Origin of the sequence: Pelomonas sp. BJYL3 (assembly GCF_027257975.1) — a bacterium.
Classification (GTDB): Bacteria; Pseudomonadota; Gammaproteobacteria; order Burkholderiales; family Burkholderiaceae_C; genus Roseateles_B; species Roseateles_B flavus.
The window spans coordinates 1-19,881 of the sequence record NZ_JANZKX010000007.1; the positions used below are offsets into that span (position 1 = coordinate 1).

Annotated in this window: 16 protein-coding genes; 7 read left to right on the top strand and 9 right to left on the bottom strand. The window is 63.5% G+C overall.

Annotated features, from left to right (window positions below; genetic code table 11):
- A partial coding sequence (locus O9Y01_RS19310; RefSeq protein WP_269633244.1) for a hypothetical protein occupies positions 1-264 on the top strand: 264 nt, incomplete at its 5' end.
- Positions 265-795: 531 nt separating this feature from the next.
- On the opposite strand, the gene O9Y01_RS19315 is transcribed toward O9Y01_RS19310, so the two are convergent.
- From O9Y01_RS19315 to radC, 4 genes are all read right to left on the bottom strand, one after another.
- On the bottom strand, positions 796-1,101 hold the full coding sequence (locus tag O9Y01_RS19315) for a DUF736 domain-containing protein (RefSeq protein WP_269633245.1): 306 nt from the start codon (positions 1,099-1,101) through the stop codon (positions 796-798).
- Positions 1,102-1,797: 696 nt separating this feature from the next.
- On the bottom strand, positions 1,798-3,885 hold the full coding sequence (locus O9Y01_RS19320) for a ParB/RepB/Spo0J family partition protein (protein ID WP_269633246.1): 2,088 nt from the start codon (positions 3,883-3,885) through the stop codon (positions 1,798-1,800).
- 590 nt (positions 3,886-4,475) lie between these two features.
- Positions 4,476-4,865 carry an ATPase gene (locus O9Y01_RS19325; RefSeq protein WP_269633247.1) on the bottom strand — a complete coding sequence of 130 codons (390 nt, stop codon included), beginning with the start codon at positions 4,863-4,865 and terminating at the stop codon, positions 4,476-4,478.
- 279 nt (positions 4,866-5,144) lie between these two features.
- Entirely contained in the window at positions 5,145-5,657 is a 513-nt protein-coding gene (gene radC / locus O9Y01_RS19330) for a RadC family protein (RefSeq protein ID WP_269633248.1), read from the bottom strand.
- 460 nt (positions 5,658-6,117) lie between these two features.
- Between radC and dndB the strand changes: the two genes are divergently transcribed.
- From dndB to dndE, 4 genes are read left to right on the top strand one after another with little or no spacing between them, the layout of a single operon-like run.
- Complete coding sequence (dndB, locus tag O9Y01_RS19335) at positions 6,118-7,245, top strand: DNA sulfur modification protein DndB (RefSeq protein WP_269633249.1); 1,128 nt, start codon at positions 6,118-6,120, stop codon at positions 7,243-7,245.
- Positions 7,242-8,696: a DNA phosphorothioation system sulfurtransferase DndC gene (dndC, locus tag O9Y01_RS19340; protein ID WP_269633250.1), complete on the top strand. Its 1,455-nt coding sequence runs from the start codon at positions 7,242-7,244 to the stop codon at positions 8,694-8,696. Before dndB ends, dndC begins: the two co-directional genes overlap by 4 nt.
- 3 nt (positions 8,697-8,699) lie before the next feature.
- The gene (gene dndD, locus O9Y01_RS19345; RefSeq protein WP_269633251.1) at positions 8,700-10,682 is read left to right on the top strand and encodes a DNA sulfur modification protein DndD; all 1,983 of its coding nucleotides are present in this window, start codon (positions 8,700-8,702) and stop codon (positions 10,680-10,682) included.
- Positions 10,682-11,065 carry a DNA sulfur modification protein DndE gene (gene dndE / locus O9Y01_RS19350; protein WP_269633252.1) on the top strand — a complete coding sequence of 128 codons (384 nt, stop codon included), beginning with the start codon at positions 10,682-10,684 and terminating at the stop codon, positions 11,063-11,065. Before dndD ends, dndE begins: the two co-directional genes overlap by 1 nt.
- 18 nt (positions 11,066-11,083) lie before the next feature.
- Here the strand turns inward: dndE and O9Y01_RS19355 are convergent, their stop codons facing one another.
- From O9Y01_RS19355 to O9Y01_RS19375, 5 genes are read right to left on the bottom strand one after another with little or no spacing between them, the layout of a single operon-like run.
- Complete coding sequence (locus O9Y01_RS19355) at positions 11,084-11,896, bottom strand: restriction endonuclease (protein ID WP_269633253.1); 813 nt, start codon at positions 11,894-11,896, stop codon at positions 11,084-11,086.
- 45 nt (positions 11,897-11,941) lie between these two features.
- Positions 11,942-12,991, bottom strand: coding sequence for a DGQHR domain-containing protein (locus tag O9Y01_RS19360; RefSeq protein WP_269633254.1), 1,050 nt, complete (start codon positions 12,989-12,991; stop codon positions 11,942-11,944).
- Positions 12,992-12,993: 2 nt separating this feature from the next.
- On the bottom strand, positions 12,994-13,614 hold the full coding sequence (locus O9Y01_RS19365) for a hypothetical protein (RefSeq protein WP_269633255.1): 621 nt from the start codon (positions 13,612-13,614) through the stop codon (positions 12,994-12,996).
- A gap of 60 nt (positions 13,615-13,674) precedes the next feature.
- Positions 13,675-14,940, bottom strand: a complete 1,266-nt coding sequence (locus O9Y01_RS19370; protein WP_269633256.1) for a hypothetical protein — start codon at positions 14,938-14,940, stop codon at positions 13,675-13,677.
- Positions 14,933-17,377, bottom strand: coding sequence for a DEAD/DEAH box helicase family protein (locus tag O9Y01_RS19375; RefSeq protein WP_269633257.1), 2,445 nt, complete (start codon positions 17,375-17,377; stop codon positions 14,933-14,935). Before O9Y01_RS19375 ends, O9Y01_RS19370 begins: the two co-directional genes overlap by 8 nt.
- 168 nt (positions 17,378-17,545) lie before the next feature.
- Here O9Y01_RS19375 and O9Y01_RS19380 point away from each other — a divergent pair, with 168 nt between their 5' ends.
- Both O9Y01_RS19380 and O9Y01_RS19385 read left to right on the top strand, forming a co-directional pair.
- Positions 17,546-18,157: a DUF6088 family protein gene (locus O9Y01_RS19380; protein WP_269633258.1), complete on the top strand. Its 612-nt coding sequence runs from the start codon at positions 17,546-17,548 to the stop codon at positions 18,155-18,157.
- Positions 18,150-19,094 (top strand): nucleotidyl transferase AbiEii/AbiGii toxin family protein, encoded by a 945-nt coding sequence (locus O9Y01_RS19385; RefSeq protein WP_269633259.1) that lies wholly within the window; start codon positions 18,150-18,152, stop codon positions 19,092-19,094. Before O9Y01_RS19380 ends, O9Y01_RS19385 begins: the two co-directional genes overlap by 8 nt.
- Positions 19,095-19,881 lie beyond the last annotated feature (787 nt).

Sequence of the window (19,881 nt, forward strand, 5' to 3'; positions counted from 1 at the left end):
TGGGGCCGCTGGGCCACGTCCCGCCTGCCGAGTTCGAAGCCAATTACCATCGTCAACGCGCTGGTCAGGCCGCGAACGTCTGACTTAAACCAACTAGCCTCCGCGGAAGCCGGGGCGATTCAGCCTGCTTCGGCCTGCCTGAGGAAGCCAATGATCTGCTCCTCGGTGAATCTGCTCTTCTTCATGTCCGTCATTCTCCTGGTTGACGGACTTCACTACCTTTACGCTGGTACGGCTGGGAGGGGGCAGGTCAAGATCGGCTGATCCGGATCGAGCAAGGCAGGACCGGTGTTGCCAGCCTCATCTCCATAGATGAGCGGCAGAGCTCTCTCGACGTCATTGGGGGTCATACCTGCATTTTCGAGCAGCAGCGATCTGACAAAAGATGAGACTGGCCCTGTTGCGGGGGAAGCGGCGCGTCAGCGATGGAAGCCCGAAGGGGGCGAGACGCCCGCAGCGCAGCGAGGACGGCTCGATGCGAAGCACGACAGCGCGGCCCGGCAGCGCCGGGAGACGCACGGATGGGCGGTTCCGTGCAGAACCTCCAAACCTCGAAGCCAATTCGGCGCACAAGCACGAAGCCACGCATGCGACTTCTCACGAAGCCACGCATGCGCAATGCTGCATCTGCTCATCTGTCCGAAAGCGCAGTTGCTCGATTGAACGAAGCCGGCTTCTTGCGAAGCCGCAAAGCCACGAAGCCGGATTTACGTAAAGCCGGCACCACGACGGCGAGCGTGCCGCCGCAGCACGCCGGCGCCCCGCCGGTGGGCGGGGCGCGGAGCCGGAGGGCGTTCAGTCGCCCTTGCTGCGCGACCAGATCAGGTTGTGCGCGCCGTCCTCGCCTTCGACCAGGCGGGCGTAGATGGTCGCCGGGAACGACGGGTCATCCAGCGTCACCGACAGGTAGGGCCGGTCCGCCTGGCTGACCTTCTTCCACGCCGCGCCGATCTCGAAGTTGCCGGCGACGATGCGGTAGTCGGGCGAGTTCTCGCTCGTCTTGTCGTTCGGGACCATCTTGACCTTGACGTTGAGCGTTAGGGTGCGGACGGTGCCGGCGAAGCCGTTGTTCTGTGCGGTGAAGGTGCCGATGTTGGCCATGATGAAACTCCTTGCGGTGGTTGAAAGGTCGCGCCCATCGCGGCCTTGTCGGTGATCTGAAGGGCGAGGTACGGGCGGGCTGCATCCCGCAGCGCAGCGAAGGGGCCGCAACAGCGTGAAGGACCGGGAGTGCCCGAGGAAATTTGCTGCGCGAGGAAGCCGCCGAACGCAGTGACAGCGGCGGGGAAATTTGTTCGGGCCGGACGATTGCAGCCATCAAGCCCGAGGCGCAGCCGGTGCATCGCCAGGATTCACGACAAGCCAAGGCCGCCGGTGGGCTCGATTGCCGCCGCACGGGGTCATGGCGTGGCACCGCCCCACGAACGTTGGCGGCACCGTCCGTGCCTCTCACCGTCGAGATGGTGGCGAACGCGCGAGCGCATCGCCGACATGCAACGTCGCTGGCTGGATCGGCGCTCGAAGCGTGGAAGGTCATGGCGACAGGCCTTTCGGTGCTGCGGCCTCCCGTGCGGTCCTGGCAGCCTGCCCGCCAGCGTTGGCGAGGACGGCTCCCTGCACAACCGGGCGCAGCAAGCGCCGGCGCAGCCCGTCGCACTGCGCATCGCCGCCGGGGGGGCGCCATGCACCAGCCCATGCCCGCCAGTGGCGGGCCGAAACGAAAACGCGCGCGGCACACCTGCCGCGCGCGCCGCAGCGATTTCGGCACGCCCCGGCCGAAGGCCGGGGCTGCCCAGGTCAAGCCGCCTCGGCTGCTTCCTGCTCCTCGGAACCGGTCTCGGCACCGCCTTCATACTCGGGCGCCGCCTCGTCCCCCGCCGCGTCAGCCGGAGCCGCAGCGTCCGCGCCCGCATCAGCCGTGCGGAACATCGCCGGCAGCCAGCCGCTGCCCGTCGCGAGCCGTTCGGCCTCGGCGGCGATCTGCGCCTTCTTGAGCTTGCCCAGCCGGTTCACCTCGGCCGGCGCGAACGCCTGCACCGCTTCCAGCGCCTTGGCCTTGGAGACGTGCTCGAAGTAGCCCGCCGCCGTGGGCGTCCACCACTGGCCCATGTCCAGCCCCACGGCCTGCGCCAACAGCGCGGCGGGGCGCTCGCCCTCGCGCGACGTGATCGCGCTCACCGTGAAGCCCACGCACAGCGCCAGCAGCGACAGCAGCTCGGACTGCGGCATCGCCCGCAGCGCTGCGAACAGCGCATCGGAGTCTTGCGGCAGACGCTCTGCCCACGCCTCGCGCACCTTGCGCATGCCCACGGCGGCGGGCGCCTCGGCCACGTCCGGCGCATGCTGCTCCAGCCGGTCCTGCGGATCGGCGCTGACGTTCAGCGGCGAGCCCTGATAACCCTCCAGCACGACGCGCTGCGCCAGCCGGTGCACCACGGCGACCAGCGCCACCTGCGGATGCCGCGCGACCTCGGCCTGCAAGGCGGCGGTGCGGTGCGCCGACAGCCTGCGGGCCAGCTTCTCCGAGATCGTCAGCGTCTGTGGCTCGTCCTCTGCCTGATTGGCGCCACCGTCCTCGTCGGCCCCTTGGGCGGCAGGCTCCCCCTGTGCCTGCCGTGCCCGCAGCGCCTTGGCGTCTTCTTCGCGCAGCAGGCCCCGGTGCTGCATGATCGCGCCCGCTGCGTCCAGCGTCACCACTACGCCGGCCAGCGGCACCGACCCGGCCGGGTAGTCCAGCAGCGTGCGCTCGATGGCGTCCAGTTCGGTGCCGATGGCATCCATCGCATCCTGCAGCGCCTGCGCTTCCTTGTCGCTGAGGGCTTCGTCCTCGTCGTCGAGCCGGTCCTGCAGCTTGCTCTGCTCGGCTTCGAGCTTGGCGATGCGCTTGGCTTCGGCCTTGCGCGGTTCGCGCCGCGTGGCACGTACGCGCTGGAAGCGGTGCAGGTCGGCATAGGTGGCGCGAACGGCCACGTCCACCCAGCCCCAGCCCTCGGCGCGCACCTCGTCGGCGGTTGCTGCCAGCTTGTCACGTGCCAGCGCGTCGAGCAATGCCGCGTCGGCCAGGAACACGCCGTTCTGCTCGTCGGCGAACAGGTCGCGGCGGACGGCGCCGCCCGCCTGCTCGTAGGCGTCCAGTCCGACGAAGCGCGCCACCGGATCGCGGCTCACGTCGATTTCATCGCGCGTCAGGTGATCGCGCAGCGCGTCCGGGCTGCGCTGCCACTGCGGCGACTCGTAGAACGCGGCTTCCTGCGCCGCGTGGTCGTCGGTGACGGCCAGCGCCATCAGTTGGTCGAGCGACACCGTGTCGGCGCGGTAGTCCGCCAGCAGCCGGGGCGAGACGTTGGCGAGTTTCAGGCGCCGCTGCACCACCAGCGGTGTCACGCCGAAGTCGGCGGCAATGTCTTCGATGGGGCGCCCTTCGGCCACCAGCGCGGCGAAAGCCTCGAACTGGTCGGCCGGGTGCATGGCTTCGCGCTGCACGTTCTCCGTCAGGCTGACGGTGCGCGCCGCAGCGTCGGGCACCAGCAGGCAGGGCACGTCGTGGTCCTTGGCCAGCTTGCGCCGCTTGACCAGCAGCTTCAGCGCCGCCAGCCGCCGCCGACCTGCCACCACCTCGTAGCGCTCGCCATCGGGCGACAGCACGACCGTGAGGTTTTGCAGTAGGCCCACGCGCGCGATGCTCGCGGCCAGCTCGGGAATCGACGTGCTGCCGCTCTTGCGCACGTTGCGCGCCGAGGGGCGCAGCCGCGATAGCGGAATCAGCAGCAGTTCCTGGCCGGCGCCGATGGCGCCATTGGTGCCGCAGGCGCCGCCGATGCCTGCGACGGTCTGCGCCACGGCAGCCGCGACGGCGGTGGTTTCATGAAAGGTAGCGGTGTTCATCATCAAACTCCTGTCGAAGTGAATGGCCGAATGAATGAGTAGGGCCGTTGAAGAAACCCCCACCGGATTCCAAGATTCGGAGCCCTCTTCGGACTCCCCGGTGGGGTTGGCGCAGAGACCTGGGCCGGCCTCGTTGCCACCGTCTTTCCTGAGTTCATCGCCCGCGACCCAAGAAGACCGTGGACGGGCGCCGTCAAGGAGCCAAGCGCCGGGTTGGGGCGGCCCGCAGGCCCAGCCGAGGACACGGCCCGGCGCGCCTTGACGGCGCCCGGCAGCGGGCTACGGTCGCGAGACAGGCGATGGACTCGGGAAAGTCGCCACCAGGCACTGGCCGCGGTCGGCGCCGGCACCCCGCAAGCGAAGCGCGCAGCGCCGCCAGGCGCGAAGGCCGATCAGGCGCAGCCTGTTCGGCGGGCTTCAAAGGGGCGCCAAACGCAGTGCGGCGGGGATGGGCTGTCCAGCCGATCCCCTGGAGGCAAGCGCAGCGCGCAGGCCAGGCAGGGCCGAAGCCTTCGACACGATGCGCGGCAAAGCCAAAGCGCCGCGCCCGTAGCCAGCGGGCGTGGCGCATGAGACGCCGTCACCAACGATCAGCTCGACGCGGACGGCGTCATCGCCTGAAGCTGGTCGATGACGCCGGGCTCGACGAAGACGCAAGGCTGGCCAGCGTCGATCGGGACGTTGAACACGTTGGCGAACACGTGGCGCTTCAGATGCGCCAGTCGGCCCGTGCGATAGGCCTGCTCGGGCTTCAACCGGCCACCCGGCGACCTGCTGCGCTGCGGGTCACACTCGACCAGTGCGACGAAGCCGTCGTCGGCCAGCTTCTGGTGTTCGGCGCACAGGCCCCATCCTGTCGTCGTGTGACGCTCCATGCTCGCGCGCAGGCGCTTGTTCAGCAGGATGGCGCCGGTATCGAAGGCCTGGCCGCAGACCAGGCAGACGCGCTGCTCCATCGAAACGTGTGATTTGTCGCTCATGGCGATCTCCGGTTGCTCGGGCGGAATTGCCCGGAACCGTGGCCCGCACGGCGCAGCGCAAGCAGTCATGGGTCTCAGACGGCCAGCGGCCGCAAGCGCCACCGGCGCGCAGCCCTTGACGGCGAGAACGGCGTGCTACGGTAAAGGAGACAGCAAGCCGCCCCCGCCACCTCCCAACATCACCAGACAGGCAAGCGCAGCGCGCAGTCCCCGGCCAGGCCGGGCCGCAGTGAAGGTGCCGCTATGGAAAAAGAGGGGCCGGTCGCCCCTCGGTGCGGCTCAAAGAAGGCCGCGCTCCGCGAACGAAAGGATGTTTGCGCCCGCCACGATCAGGTGGTCCAGCACGCGCACGTCCACCAGCGCCAGCGCGCTCTTCAACGTCTGCGTCAGCACCTCGTCGGCACGCGACGGCTCGGCCACGCCCGACGGGTGGTTGTGCACCAGGATGACCGCCGCCGAGTTGTGCGCCAGCGCCTCTTTCACCACCTCGCGCGGGTAGACCGAGGTCTGCGTCACCGTGCCCCTGAACATCTCGACGTACTCGATCACCCGGTTCTGCGCGTACAGGTGGATGACCGCGAACACCTCGTGCTCCAGCGTACCCAGCTTGATCCGCAGGAAGTCGCGCACCACCTGCGGCGACGACAGCATCTGCGTGCCGCGCAACTGGCCCGCCAGCACGCGCAGCGCCGCCTGCAGTACCTCGCCGGCATCGGCCGGCCGGTAGCTGCCCGCAACGTCGCGAACGAGCAGGGAGGAATCGAAGAAAGAGGAAGAAGACAGCTGCGACATGATCGGCTCCGGTTCGGAATCGGGCGGGATTGCCCGGAACCGGCCCCTCACGCCGCAGCGCAAGCGGTCAGGGGTCGAAGGCGCAGCCGACAGACGGCCGCCAGGACGCCAGCGTGCAGCGCACGCGCCGCCCTTGACGGCGAGAACGGCGTGGTAGGTTGAAAGGGCACAGCAAGACCGCCTCCGACGCACGCCTCCGACGCACGCCTCCGACGCACGCCACCGCACCCCGGCAAGCGCAGCGCGCAGCGCGCAGCGGCACCGCCGCGGAGGCGTCAGGGATCGAAGCCGGATGGCCGGGATTCGGCACGAAGCCCGGGGGCAGCCCGCGAGCTCGGCGGCGCAGCCGAGACGCCCTCACGGTCTTCGCCACCAGATCAAAACGCAGCCAACAAACCATGTCCTGCCTGCGCGCGTACGTTTGTTTGTGGGTAAACAAACAGGCTAGAATGGAGGGGGTATGGCTGAGAACTTTTCCTATGTCTTTCCGGCGATTCGGGGGGTGCAAGCGGGGCGTGAGTACTACGTCTCGATGTGCCCGCTACGCCTATTGACGCGCCTGTTTACCTTCGACGAAGAAGAACTGGTGCCTGAGCTGCGCGCTCAGCGAACCCTGAACCGGGCCCGCGTTCCGGACATTGCCCGGTACGTCATCGACAACAAGGCGAGCTACACCTTCTCGGCGATCACCGTCTCTATCGACGGAACGATTCGCTTCGACCCCGTGGGTGCCGACGGCCCCGCTAACTTCCGCATGGGTGCGCTGACGGTGTCGATGGACGCCAAGTTCATCGTCAACGACGGCCAGCATCGCCGAGCGGCGATCGTCCAAGCGCTGGAAGCCGCGCCGGAGCTCGGCGACGAGACCATCGCCGTGGTGTTCTTCCTCGATCGGGGGCTGGAGCGCTGCCAGCAAATGTTCGCTGATCTGAACCGCCATGCGGTCAAGCCGTCGGCGTCGCTGGGCGTTCTGTACGACCACCGCAGTGCCGCAGCCAGCCTGGCGCGCCACCTCAGCCTCACGTCGTCGGTGTTCAAGAACCTGATCGAGACCGAGCGCTCATCCTTGTCCCCCCGGTCCCGCAAGCTGTTCACGCTCAGCGCCGTGAACTTCGCAACTTCCGAACTGCTGCCCGATAAGGAACTCGAGGACTTCGCATCGGCGAGCAAGAAGTGCTTGGAGTTCTGGGAGTTGGTCGGCGAACAAATCCCGGAGTGGACCTATGTGCGGGAGTCGAAGATGACGTCGGGCGAGGTCCGCCGCGACTTCATCCACTCACACGCCATCGTGCTGCAGTCGCTCGGCAGGGCCGGGCGCGCGCTCTATCAGCTGCCTGCCGCTGAACGCCAGCGGCGGATCAAGAAGCTGCGGGGCGTCGACTGGTCGCGGCAGAACGCCGCCACGTGGGAGGGCAGGGCGATGGTTGGCGGCGCCATGGCCAAGTCTGGCCAAAACATCACATTGACGTGCAACGAGATCAAGCGGGTGCTGGGTCTCAAGCTGACCGCGGACGAGAGCACTGCGGAGGCAGCGTGGCAGGCCGCCCGCGCCCCGCGCCGCGGTTCCAAAAGGAATGAAGAGAAATGAGCACCCCCTCTGACCAGATCGTCGCCGAGATTCGCGACCTGTACTTGGCGGACTCGATCCCGTGGATCGTCGGCTACAGCGGCGGCAAGGATTCGACCGCTTCGCTGCAACTGCTGTGGACGGCCCTTGCTGCTTTGTCGCCTGAGCAGCGGAACAAGCCGGTCCATGTGATCAGCACGGACACCTTGGTGGAGAACCCCGTGATCGCCGCGTGGGTGGAAACGTCCCTGCTGCGGATCGGCATCTCCGCGAAGCAGCAAGGCCTGCCAATCACGGCGCACAGGCTGCTGCCGTCCATGGAGAACAGGTTCTGGGTGAACCTGATCGGCAAGGGCTATCCCGCGCCTCGGCCGAAGTTTCGGTGGTGCACCGACCGGCTGAAGATCAGCGCATCGACGAAGTTCATCCAAGAGCTGTCCGAGAACAACGGCGAAGCCATCCTTGTGCTGGGCCAGCGCCGAGGCGAGAGCCAGGCGCGCGACAAGGTTATGGACCAGTACAAGGACAGCACGCGGGCGAGGCTCAGCAAGAACCGCGACCCGCGTCTGTCGCGGGTCTGGGTGTACCCGCCGATCGAGACCTGGTCCAGCGACGACGTGTGGGAGTACCTGATCACGAACGAGAACCCCTGGGGCATCGACAACCAGGAGCTGTTCGGCATCTACCGCGGCGCGACACCCGATGCCGAGTGCCCCATCGTGGTGGACACATCGACCGCGAGCTGCGGCGACAGCCGCTTCGGCTGCTACGTCTGCACGATGGTGTCGCAGGACAAGTCGATGCAGGCCATGATTCAGAACGACGAGCAGAAGCAATGGATGCAGCCCATCCTGGACTTCCGGAACAAGCACCTGGCGGTTGAAGACCGGGCTGTCCGCGACTTCCGCCGGATGAACGGCCGCTTGACCGTCTTCCGCGGGGAGCTGGTGCACGGACCCTACAACCAGGCGCACCGAGCGCAACTGCTGCGCGAGCTGTTGCACACGCAGCGCGTCGTCCGCAACGCAGACCAGAAGCAAGGCACGCAGCTGATTGAGCTGATCTCCGTCGACGAGCTCGACGAGATCCGGCGTATCTGGGTGGAGGAGAAGGGGGAGATCGAGGACCAGGTGCCGCGCATTTTCACCGAGGTTTTCGGCATTCCCTATCCCGGCAAGGAGCTTGAGCAGGCGCCCTTGGACGCGGCTGATCTGGGTCTGCTGGAAGCGGTCGCCGGCGAAGTTGACCCAGAAGCTGCACAGGAGCTCTATAAGCTGACGCGCAGCCTGCTCGCGGTGCAATTCCAGTCGATGGAGACACACAAGCGATCCAAGCACTTGGATCGGCTAGAGGACGTTCTGCGGCACTACGCCTTCCGCAATGAAGGCGAAGCCCTGGAGTTCGCGCTCGCGGGCACCTCGGTCAAAGAACAGGATGGGGACGCGTCTGACGCGTCGGCGTTGATTGCATGATTCATGGCAAAAATAACAATATCGAGTCTCTCAATTGAGAACCTAGGACCATTTCGCGAACGACAGACGCTTGATCTTTCGGTGACGGGCGGACGCCCCGTTGTACTCGTCAAGGCCCTCAACGGCAGCGGCAAGACTACGCTGCTGACCGCGCTGCAGATCGGGCTCTATGGGCACAAGGCCCTGGACGGACTGAAGCGCTCGGAGTACGAACAACTGTTGCTGGGCCTGCAACGCAAAGACGCCACGGGCATTGCTGCGGTCGAGATTAGCGTCATCGTCGAGATCGGTGGGGGCCAGCGGCATCTTGAGGTACGACGGGAATGGCACAGGCGGTCCGATGGCTTGGCCGAAGAGCTGAGCATCTTCGAAGGCGGCAGCAAGGACCTCGACTTCTCGCAGACCTGGGACGAGTTCATCGGGTCGATCTTGCCGGCCGAGCTCGTGCAGCTCTTCCTGTTTGACGGCGAGAAGATCGAAGCGCTTGCCAACCCGGAGCGTTTGCCTGACCTGTTGCGGCGCGCGACCGAGGTTTTCCTCGGCATCGGCGGCATCGATGCGCTTGGCAACGATCTGAAGGCGCTGGAGCGCCGTGCTGCCCTCAAGAACAAGAACACCTCGGCGGAGTTCGAGTCCGCGCGCAGCAACCTCGGCGAATGGGAGCAGCAGGTCAAAGCCCTCGAAGAGAAGGTTCAAACGCTGACCCAGGAGCAAGCCGCCGCGAGGAACGATGCGGAGCAAGCGCAAGTGCTGCTCGACAAGTTCACCAACGAGGCGCAGCGGCGTGGGCTGACTGCCTATGAGCAAGCCGCGGTCATCCGCAATGCCGTGGTTGCGAGCAAGGACCGGGTTGACGCTGCCCGAGGCGGGCTCGCCGAGATCATGGCCGATCCCGCGCTGCCGATCGCGTGGCTGTCGAAGCTTTGGAGCCAGTACCGCGACGTGTGGGACCAAGACCAGCACGCTCGGCATTCGAAGCTGCTTGGACAGGAGTTCAAGAAGCGGGATCAGCGTGTGATGTCGGCCGTCGCAGCGTTGGCTCCGAAAGCGGCCCTGGATGCGCTTCGCAAAGCACTGGCAGACGATCTGCAGGCCTACACGCGATCGCGCACGGCTGCTGTGCCGCCGCTGCAGGACGCCAATCCCAGGGACGTCGAGCGGCAACTCAAGGACGCATCATCGCGCTTGGGCAGTGAGCTGTCGCGGCTGCAGTCCGCCCAGGTGGAACTTGACAAAGCCGAGCAGCGTATCGGTCAGATTCCCGCCGAGGAGCAGATTGGCGAGATCCTCAAGTCGCTGCAGGACAAGTCCAAGGCGGCCTCAGCGGCAGAAGCCCGGCTCGCTGGCATCACGGAACGTCTCGAAGAGGCGCAGAGCAACCTGGCTCACACGAGGATGCGGCTCAACGCCGCCCAGGAGCGTTTGGGTACCGAGTTCAGGGACCGATCGCTGGAGGCCAAGAGTCTCGACGCGTCCAGCCGCGCGCGGCGAGCGCTGATGATCTTCAAGGACCGGCTGCTTGCTTCAAAGGCGCAGTGGCTGTCCGAGATGATCACCACGGAGTTCAGGAACCTGCTGCGCAAGCGGAACCTGATCGCCAAGGTCGTGGTCGATCCCAAGACCTATCGCGTGTTCATCGAGGATGGCAAGCATCAGGAGCTGCCGATGGACCGTCTGTCGGCGGGCGAGCGACAGCTCCTTGCAATCTCAGTGCTCAGCGCCTTGATCAAGGAACGCAAGGGGCGCTTCCCGGTGGTTGTCGATACCCCGCTGGCGCGACTGGACCAGCAGCACCGCTCTGCACTCATCAAGAGGTTCTTTGCGACGGTGTCCCACCAGGTTGTCGTGCTGTCTACCGACCAAGAAGTCGACGGGCCGGCCTATGACGCCTTGAAGCCATTTACCAACGCAGAGTACACGCTGGACTACGACGATGCCGCAGGCCGCACGTCAATCCATGCAGCCCAGGCGCCGGAGGTCAACTGATGGAGCGCATCAAACTTACCGCTGCAGCGAAGAACCAGTTGGTCACGCTCAAGCGTCGGACCGGGATCGAGCACAACAATGCAATCTGCCGCCATGCGCTGTGCCTGTCCTTGGCCAATCCCTCGGTGCCGCCCGATGAAACCTTCAGCTTTGGAGGGGGGGTCGAGATCGACTGGCGCACGCTGACCGGCGGGCAGGACGCTCTCTACTACAACCTGCTCGTGGTCCGGTTGCTGGCGGAGGGCAGGCGAGTGACTGAGGATTCGATTCGGCAGACCTTTGTGCAGCACGTGCACAGAGGGCTCTCCTATCTGGCGAGCCGGCGAGAAGATGACCTGTTGGTCGAGATGGCGAAGTCCATCCAAGCAGGCGCCTCCCAGTAGCGCCTACCGCTCGCAGCGTCAGAGGGCGAATGCAGGGATGTCCATGGTGTTCGACTCGACGCGAAACTTCTTCTCGACCATCAGGCTGACGATGGCGGCGCCATCGATCAAGACGACAGGGATGGCGCCACGCTGGATTGAGGCCCCGATGGCGCCTTTGGAGAACGATGCGGTCGTGAAGAAGATTCCCTGCTCGTAGGCGCCCTGGCTCGCGCCCCGGAACTTGTCGATCTCAGGGCGCTGGATGTTCCCGTTAGTCCAGCGCTTGCACTGGAACGCGACGTTCAGGTGGGCAAGGCCCACTTTGAGCTTGCCGTGGCCGTCGATGCCACCGTCGCGGGAGATCGACGTGACAACAGTCTCCGTGAAGCCATAGGCATCGAGAAGGTCGCGCGCGAAGGCTTCGAAGCCCGCTGGGGACAGCCGCTTCAGCTCACGGACCATGTGCTCCTCGAAGAGCTGCAGGTATTTCGCGTGAAGGCCCCAGAGCTGCTTCTCCACCTCTGTGAGCGGGTTGGTGGCGCTTGACTCGACAGTTCGGTCCCTCGCGTCAAGGAGAGTTCGCCTTCGCGATGTGGCAGGGCCTTTCAGCACGGACGGAAGCGGCGAGTACCGATCATCTCCGTGGATCTGAAAGTGCTTCGTCAGTGCGGCGCTCGGGAACTCCAAGCCAGCGCAGTGGCGCCGAATCTGCATGGTGACGACATGCAATGGGTCCTTGGCGTGAAACTCATACAAGGACTTCTCGGCGATCGCCGTGAAGGCTTCGCGCGCGGTCAGCGGTCGCTGAGCGTCGCTCATCACCTGCTTAATTGCCTCAACGATGGTCATCCAACACCTCCGATCGCTTTGATTCTTTGTCGCGGCGGCCGAGGCCTATGCTGCGGCGTTGTTGCCCATCAAAGCATTCGTCAAGCGCTCTACAGCCGCATCCTCGGCTCGCTTGTTCGTGCCATCTGCAGTGGTGCAGGCGAGAATCTCTGCCTGAATCGGCGAAAGCCGCGAGTGAAAGAACTCTCGCGAGAGATTCCCTTCATCGAAGCCTCGCTTAGCCACGTACCCCAGAAGTCGCATGAATACTTTCATACCGACGCTCCGAAGTGCATACTTCTCCCAATTCTCCCCGGCTATCTCTTTCAGGGCTTGAAGATAGTTTCGGACGATCTTTGAGAAGACGATTGTGTTGCCTTCCACATAGAGTTGGCGAAGCGGCAGGCTTGGGTCCGGCTGAATCGGCTGGTTGTCGCGCGCACTTCGATCGTCTTGCTTTTCGTTCTTCGAAATCAATGGAACGATTGCATCAACGAGCGCACCCTGCGACAGCACTTCAGTGTCATTGAGCTTTCGACCCAGCATCTTGATGCGGCGGGACAACGGACCATCCTGGTCATAGTTGAGCGTCTTGCAGACGTCGTGTCCGAATTTGGTCGGAGTGTTCTTGTCGGTATAGTCGAAGAGGTCGTATATGTATGACTTTGGCACCTTGACCTGATTGCTGTTGATTGTGCCGAACACGGTTGCTTTGTCTTCGACCATCAAGTTGACGAATATGCAGACTGGCACCTCGTACTGATGGAACGGTGCAGCGCTTTTTAGGCCTTCGTATCGATGCTGCCCGTCGATGATTTCTCCCCACGGAGAACCTTCTCGAGTCGGGATCTGCATGACCTGAAAACCATGTTCGTCGGTGTGCAACTCTGCAGATTCGACCGTAATTACAAGCGGTGTTGGAAGCACGGCATCAGCGGTCGACAGATAGTCGGCGATTTCCCGGGTCCGACGCCCTGTGAGGTCGCGTTGAACACCATCCGCGTTTGTAGACCTACGAATCACGTTCAGCTTGCCGAGCAAGTCCTGCGCTTTGAATTTTCCATAGTAGAAGGTGCCGCCAGGCTGCTCAATTGGGAAGACATTGATTTCCAGCATGATCATCCTTCAAGGTTGATTTTCTTTTCGCCAATGCTGGCTTCAGTGGTCGAGTCCATCTGATTGGCCGCGCTGATTGCGGCTTCAGTTTTTGATTTCATGTCATCCCCGACGCTCGGTTCGACGACGGAGAATGTGATGTACATGAAGTACGAGAGCAGGACGCCTGCTATGTAGAGGATGGTGTTGTAGTACACAAACCAATCCGGCCAACTGGCTGGTGATGCTGTGCTGTTGATGTATATGTAGTTGAGCATGGCGAGGAAGGCCACAATCATCGCCAGCAAAAGCCAAGTGATACGAAGGAGAAAGAGCGCACGTCTAGGCTCTTCTCCGTACTCTTCAAAGTAGTAGGCCAGGCAGGACAGAATCAAAGATATTTCGAACGTCAGGAAGTTGCCGGATCTGCCTTGCTTCGCGAGTGCTTCCATGAACCCTTCGCCGTTGATGCCTGCCCATATCAGCGACGTGATAATGCCGATCTGGCCCAACGTAACGATGAAGAACCAGAAAGAGAAAAAGCGTTGGGGTGTTTTTCCCCTGTTGAATCGCTCCCGGCGGAGAGTCCATTCTTGTGCAAATTGACTGAAGAAGACCAGTATCGAATCTTTTATGAAGTACACGTGGCCTCCGTCAGCCATTATTGTCGTATGCGAATTTCTCACGAGCCGAGTGCAAGAGCGCTACTCCGCTACCGCCTTCATCATTTTCTGGTAACGCGTAACCACCTGGGCTACCTTTTCAAGGATGGGCTCCAGGTGCTCTTGCTGCGAAACCAGGGTGTCGACCTTCAGCTCCTGAAGGGCCTTAAGCAGGGCGCTCAGCGCATCGATCGGCGTGCGCTGGGTCTTGTGCATGCTGTACTCGGCCTCGACCTTCCTGATAGGTTGAGCCTCTGAGGGCGCTTCGACGTCGAGCTGTTTCGCGAAGCTCGTGCCGGCGGTCGCGTCGTATCGCGACATCTGATGCCACGAGCGGATGCTCTCTGCCTTGTAGAAGATGTTGTCGTTCTCATCCTCCTTGCCGTTCCTGGGCTTGGCAAAGGCCCATTGGAACAGCACCTCCTCAGACTCCGAGGGAAGCTTGAGCATGTCCTTCGTGAAGCCGAACTGTTCCTTCGGATAGCTGTTCTGGAGGATCAGCTCGAAGAAGTAGTGGTCTGCATCGCTGAAGCTGTCGCCCTCGGGCAAGCGGTGCTCGAAGTCACGTTTGAAGTGGCTGAAGGCCGATGCGGCCTGGATGTTGCGGCGTGTCTTGGTGTCACCGAGCGACACCATGGCGGCGACCGCCTTGACCAGGTCATCTTCCAGGCGCAGGTCGGTCTTCGTGCCATGGCGCTTGCGGAACAGATCCTCGTAGAGCGACAGGATGTACAGGTTCGTGGCGAACGGCTTCCATTCCTTGGCGTGACTGATATGGCGCACGCCCAGCAGGCGCGGCAGGATGGCTTGAAGCTGTTCTACCGTCGTCGCGGCGACGGGGAAGACGCGCAACATGCTGGTCTTCTCGACGATCTCTTCGAGTCGCCGAACGGTTTCTTCTTGGACCTTGACCTCTTCGCCAAACCTGGACTTCTTGACCTTTTCGAGCTTCTTGCGCTCACGCTCAAGCCGCTCGCCACGCAGGGCGCGCAGGGCCACCGTTCGGGTGTTGCCCTCGACGACGACGTAGTAGCCCGGTCGGTCGGGGTGCTCCCAGACGATGATGGAATCGATCGGCACCCAGCCGTGGGTCAGGATGGACTCTTCCAGGTTGGTGACCTCGTACACCGACCTCACCTTGGCCTCCAGGGGGGCCTGAAGCTCGTCGTTGAACAGGGCGTCCGGGTTGGTGTAGCCGGGGGGGTCTTCCGGCGCGATGCGCGGGTTGTTCGGATCGAGGTAGATCTTGTCGAACGGCACCGTCTTGGCGCCCTGCAGTTCCGTGATGGGCATGTGGTTGTCAGGCATGGTCTACCCCTTTCGTTTCGTGATGAGCCGGATCGTTGAGATTAAGGATGCGTACTGCCCGATCGGGCGCGGTCAGCAGGAACTCGGCGCGCGAGAGCAAGCGGTTGGGCAGGGATCGATGGTTTGAGCCTGCGATGAACCCGGCGAGCACGCTGAACTGCTCGCGGGGTTCTGCGTCGGCCAACTGCCCGCGCAGCGCGGTGGTGGCCGCGTCGAGCTCGGCGCGACTCGGCTCGTCGAGCAAGAAGGCTTCGGCGCCTCCCAGTGGCAGAGGCACCTTCACGGCGGCAGCGTGCCGAGTCGGACCATCGAGGTACTCGGCTTCGATTTGCGTGGCGTTGTGGCAATCGCGAAGAAACTCGGCGAGCACGGCCGGCACCGCGGGGCGGAAGCTGCAGGTGATGTACTTCAGCCAAGTCGTCGCGCCGTTGGCGCGGTATGGGCGGCTGCCGGGCGACTCAATGGCTGAGGGGCCATGCACCTCGCGCTTGGCGAAGTAACTGGCGGTCAGTAGGCCCATCATCTCCATCCATCGGCTGCCGGCCGCCAGATCCTTGTTGACGCCGTGAGCGGCACCGTCGCGAAGCAGGAAGTCCGACGGGTCTGACAAGTCGGCGCCGATGGCGCAGAAGCTGTTGAAGATGCTGCGCAGCATCACCGACGACTCGCTCGATTCGAGCAAGGCACCCCAGCGCGCCTTGGTCGCGAACTCTTCTTCGGTGCCGAAGAAAGGGAGACCGTAGAGAAAGAGCCTGCAGGTCTCACCTGGTGTCACGGTTGCGAGGCGGTTCAGCACTCTCGCGCCCGCCGCCGGATCGACGTTGTGAATCTCGAGCAGCTTGGTCACGCGTTCGCGCAGTTCGCCCAGGCTTCCATACTCGACATCCTGGAGCTGCGGTCGGAGAAAGTCGTCGATCTCCTGGTACAGCCAGCGCTGATCGAAGTGATAGGCGATGCTGTCGTTCCTCGCCTGGACCACGTAGGCATGCCGCTTGCCGTGCGCATAACGAACGCAGCGTCCCGCCGCCTGCATCAAGCGAATGATGCTGGTGGAGGGGTAGGTCAAGACCACTGTGTTGATGCCTGGGTCATCGAACCCTTCGAGCAGCAACTGGGCGGAAATGAGGACTGCGCGCGGCTTGCTGGCGAAGCGTGCGAGGAAGTCCTCGTTGCCGATTCCCAGTGAGTTGCCGGCGCCGTGGACATAGCCGATGTCTTCGGCCTCCAGGGGGTGGTCCTCAGGAAGCCGCTCAACCAGCGCCTGGTAGAACTCCTCGACGCGATCAACTCTCGGGGCAAGCACGAGGGTCTTGGTGAACTCGGTGGACGTGCGATCAATGACGTAGTCCGCCAGGTCGGCAACCGCTGCGCTTGACCAGTCGAAGTCGTCGACCGGGAAGTCCAGGAACGTCGGCGTGAGAACGGCTCGCCGTTCCGCCAGTTCGCGGTAGGTGATCGTGAACGCAATCTCGTCGATACCGATCGGTAGCTGGTCGCCCCGGTTGGGTGTCGCCGTCAGCAGCAGCACTGGAGCTGCCCACGGGTTTGCGAAGACCGGCTGGTAGGAAGGGGCGGCCGCGTGGTGTGCCTCATCGACAACGATCAGCGCTGGTTTGACTGCGGCGCCCTCCAGCAGCGGCGTCAGATCGCCGACCATGACGAACTTGATGCGGTTGGCCAGCTCCAGCAAGCGATCAGCCGGGACCTGTTCATGGCCGTCTGAGACGAGCTTTTGCAGTTCGCGATGCGCCTGTTCGCGCAGATTGCGGCGGTGCGTTACCCAATAGGTCGGCGCCTTGGCATCGGCGGCTTTGTTGAGCATGGTGAGCACGATGCGGAGCGCAGTGCGTGTCTTGCCGGCCCCGGTGGGAAGGATGAGCCCAACGCGACCGCTTGGACGGCGGCTGAACGCTTCGACGCATCGCAGCACGGCGATGTCCTGGTAGCTCCAGTCCGGCGGTTCTTGACGCCGCTCGGTGAGCTCCTCGGTCGCCTTGCCGATCAGAGGGTGTGCCGAGTCGGTCGCATGCGACTGCCCGCGCAGTAGCCGGTAGGCGACAGCAGGAGGTATACCCAGACGCTGCGCCAGTTCCTCCAGCGCGGCGCCAGCGAACAAGTGCAGGCGCTGCGCTTCGGCTTGTAGATCCTGCAGAGCCTGGGTCGCTCGACCAGGAATGGTGTTGTCACTGGCAAGCGCCAAGCTGGCTGCCTGCTCGGTGAGGTCGATGGTGGCCTCGTTCAGTCCGCGTGCCGTGTCGTTAGACAACAAGGCGTGCAGACGGTTGGGGTGAAGCGTTCCGTCGGTTCCGGCGTTTCGCAGTGCGTCGTTCAAGGTCTTCGTGAGGCCGGCGATGCTGCCGGCGGCCAGGAAGAGGGGAATGACCTTGTCGGCAATCAGCCGCTGGACGCGCTCGCTCTGAATGTTCAATCTGGCCAAGGTCAGCTCCTGTGCATCTTTGGCGTCATTCTGCAAAAATGGAACAGGCTAGTCAAGTTCCGAAAAAACGGAATTCAAGGGGGCGCGATGAGCTGGTGCTGCTCGTGCAGATGGCGCGCTCCCAGCATCTGAGCTAGAATTGCATGAAATCTCAATGAGAGTTCCATCATGTCCGGCGTGACCCAACAGCCTGCAAAGTCCAAGCGAGACGCGGTGACGCGACTTGCGGGTGAGCTGCGCTCGGGGCGCGTCTACAGGCGCGAGGACCTCTTGCAGTTCTCTACGGCGGTGGACCGCCATCTACGGGAGCTTGTGGATGGGGGCAGCTTGGCGAAGCTGGCCCAGGGGCTTTACTACGTGCCTCGTCGCTCGCGGTTTGGCGTGCTGCCGCCAGATGACGAAGAGCTTGTCGCTGCCTTCTTGCGCGACAAGGAGTTCCTGCTGTTCTCGCCGTCCGCCTACAACTCGGCAGGGCTTGGTGCGACCCAGCTCTATAACTGCACGTTGGTCTACAACCACAAGCGCCACGGTGTGTTCAAGCTGGGCAACCGGCAGTTCGACTTCCGCATGAAGCCGCGCTTCCCAAAGAAGCTTTCGCCCGAGTTTCTGTTCGTCGATGCGCTGAACAACCTCGGCGATCTTGCGGAAGACCAGGCTGCTTTGCTGGAGCGCGCCCAAGGCCGGGCAGCGTCCTTTGATCGACAGCGGCTACTGCGAGCTGTCGAGAGCTACGGATCGATGGCAACCAAGAAGCGCCTCGCGGCTTGGCTACATGCCTAACTTCCTGCACGACCGACGCGACTTCGCGCAGCTCGTCTCGATCGTGGCCGACGAACGAGGCATCGATCCTGTGCTCGTCGAGAAGGACTACTGGATCATGCATTGCCTCTGGGGCCTGCAGTCCCAGGGCTTCCGGTTCGAGCTTAAGGGCGGTACCTCGCTCTCCAAAGGCTTCGGTGTCATCCACCGATTCTCGGAAGACATCGACATCCGGATTGAGCCGCCGGAGTCGATGGAGGTGCGAACAGGGAGGAACCAGGACAAGCCCGCGCATGTTGAATCGCGGCGTGCCTTCTACGATTGGCTGGCGGCAGAGATCAAGATTCCAGGAGTCTTGAGCGGGGAGCGCGACACCGCCTTCGACGACGAGAAGCTGCGCAGCGCCGGCGTCCGCCTCATCTATCCCACCGTCAGCCGAGCCTTGGAAGGCGTGAAGACCGGCATCCTGCTGGAGTTGGGGTTCGACGACACGGCGCCGAATCGCGCGGTGACGATCTCGTCTTGGGCTTACGACACGGCGGTGGCTCGAGGGGTGAAGGTCGCAGACAACCGCGCTCAGCAGGTACCTTGCTATGCGCCGACACACACCTTCGTCGAGAAGCTGCAGACGATTTCGACCAAGTACCGACGCCTCGATGCTGCCCAGGAGTTCCCCAAGAACTTCATGCGGCACTACTACGATGTCTATTGCCTGCTCGACTTGCCCGAGGTCCAGGAATTCCTCGGCCAAGCTGCGTACGAACAGCGAAAGCAGCAACGCTTCCGCGGTGGTGACGAACTGCAGATTGCGAAGAACGCGGCCTTTCGGCTCGAAGACGCAGCCCAGCGGCAGCTATTCAGCGGCGAGTACCAGAAGACTGCGGCGCTCTACTACCTTGGCCAGCCGCCGTTCGAAGACCTGCTCAATCGCATCCACGAACACATCCTCGTGATGTGACGTCAGGTGAGGTGTCCGAGCAACGGGCCGCCCGACGTTGTCGCTCGACTTCCGCGCATCAACTCGCGCCCGCGGCCTGTTCCGCCCCGACGTAAAGCGCATGGTGTTCGAGCGTGCAGCGTCGAGACGGTAAAAGCGTGCCGGATGCGAGACCCCGTATAGTGACGTTTCGCGGTCGTTTTCATAGGGAATCCGGCCGTCGATCACGCGCTCAGATGGCCCGCGATAGTTGACGATTGATGGGCAGGAGCAGCCGCCCGTCAAACCGAGTCCATCTCCCGCGCCAGCTAAAGCGCTGGGTTTTTGACGGTAGAAGTGACGGTAAAGCTCGATGGTCCAGACTGACAAAGCTAGTGTTCATGCGGGTCTCCGGGCCTCGGAAACCATCGAATGGGAGTAATGCGGACACACAACAGTCCTGAGGACTGTTGTGTGCCTCATTACTCCGAGGCGCTTGCAAGCGCCGAGGTGGGTGGCGGCAGTCAACCAGACGGTGTGCCGAATGACTCCGAGGCGCTTGCAGGCGCCGAGGTCAGGCGCAGCACCCCGCTGCAACACAAAGGAGAGCTTCGGCTCTCCTTTTTTTTCGCGCGTTCCCCGCGGTCCTGCCTTGCCGCTGCGCCTGGCACGGACGCGCGGGCTTGTCAGCTGTCAACAGGCACAGCGCCGCCCGGCGCCGGCTTCACGCCCCGTTGCCCACAATGAATTCGCGGGCTGTCTGGGGTAACTACCTAGGCTTCTTCAGTGGACATGGTTTTATCGAATTTATTATATTTATCATCATAAA

Coding starts and splice junctions, on each gene's coding strand:
- O9Y01_RS19315 (WP_269633245.1), bottom strand. CDS start 1,101: ATGGCCAACATCGGCACCTTCACCGCACAGAACAACGGCTTCGCCGGC.
- O9Y01_RS19320 (WP_269633246.1), bottom strand. CDS start 3,885: ATGAACACCGCTACCTTTCATGAAACCACCGCCGTCGCGGCTGCCGTG.
- O9Y01_RS19325 (WP_269633247.1), bottom strand. CDS start 4,865: ATGAGCGACAAATCACACGTTTCGATGGAGCAGCGCGTCTGCCTGGTC.
- radC (WP_269633248.1), bottom strand. CDS start 5,657: ATGTCGCAGCTGTCTTCTTCCTCTTTCTTCGATTCCTCCCTGCTCGTT.
- dndB (WP_269633249.1), top strand. CDS start 6,118: ATGGCTGAGAACTTTTCCTATGTCTTTCCGGCGATTCGGGGGGTGCAA.
- dndC (WP_269633250.1), top strand. CDS start 7,242: ATGAGCACCCCCTCTGACCAGATCGTCGCCGAGATTCGCGACCTGTAC.
- dndD (WP_269633251.1), top strand. CDS start 8,700: ATGGCAAAAATAACAATATCGAGTCTCTCAATTGAGAACCTAGGACCA.
- dndE (WP_269633252.1), top strand. CDS start 10,682: ATGGAGCGCATCAAACTTACCGCTGCAGCGAAGAACCAGTTGGTCACG.
- O9Y01_RS19355 (WP_269633253.1), bottom strand. CDS start 11,896: ATGACCATCGTTGAGGCAATTAAGCAGGTGATGAGCGACGCTCAGCGA.
- O9Y01_RS19360 (WP_269633254.1), bottom strand. CDS start 12,991: ATGCTGGAAATCAATGTCTTCCCAATTGAGCAGCCTGGCGGCACCTTC.
- O9Y01_RS19370 (WP_269633256.1), bottom strand. CDS start 14,940: ATGCCTGACAACCACATGCCCATCACGGAACTGCAGGGCGCCAAGACG.
- O9Y01_RS19380 (WP_269633258.1), top strand. CDS start 17,546: ATGTCCGGCGTGACCCAACAGCCTGCAAAGTCCAAGCGAGACGCGGTG.
- O9Y01_RS19385 (WP_269633259.1), top strand. CDS start 18,150: ATGCCTAACTTCCTGCACGACCGACGCGACTTCGCGCAGCTCGTCTCG.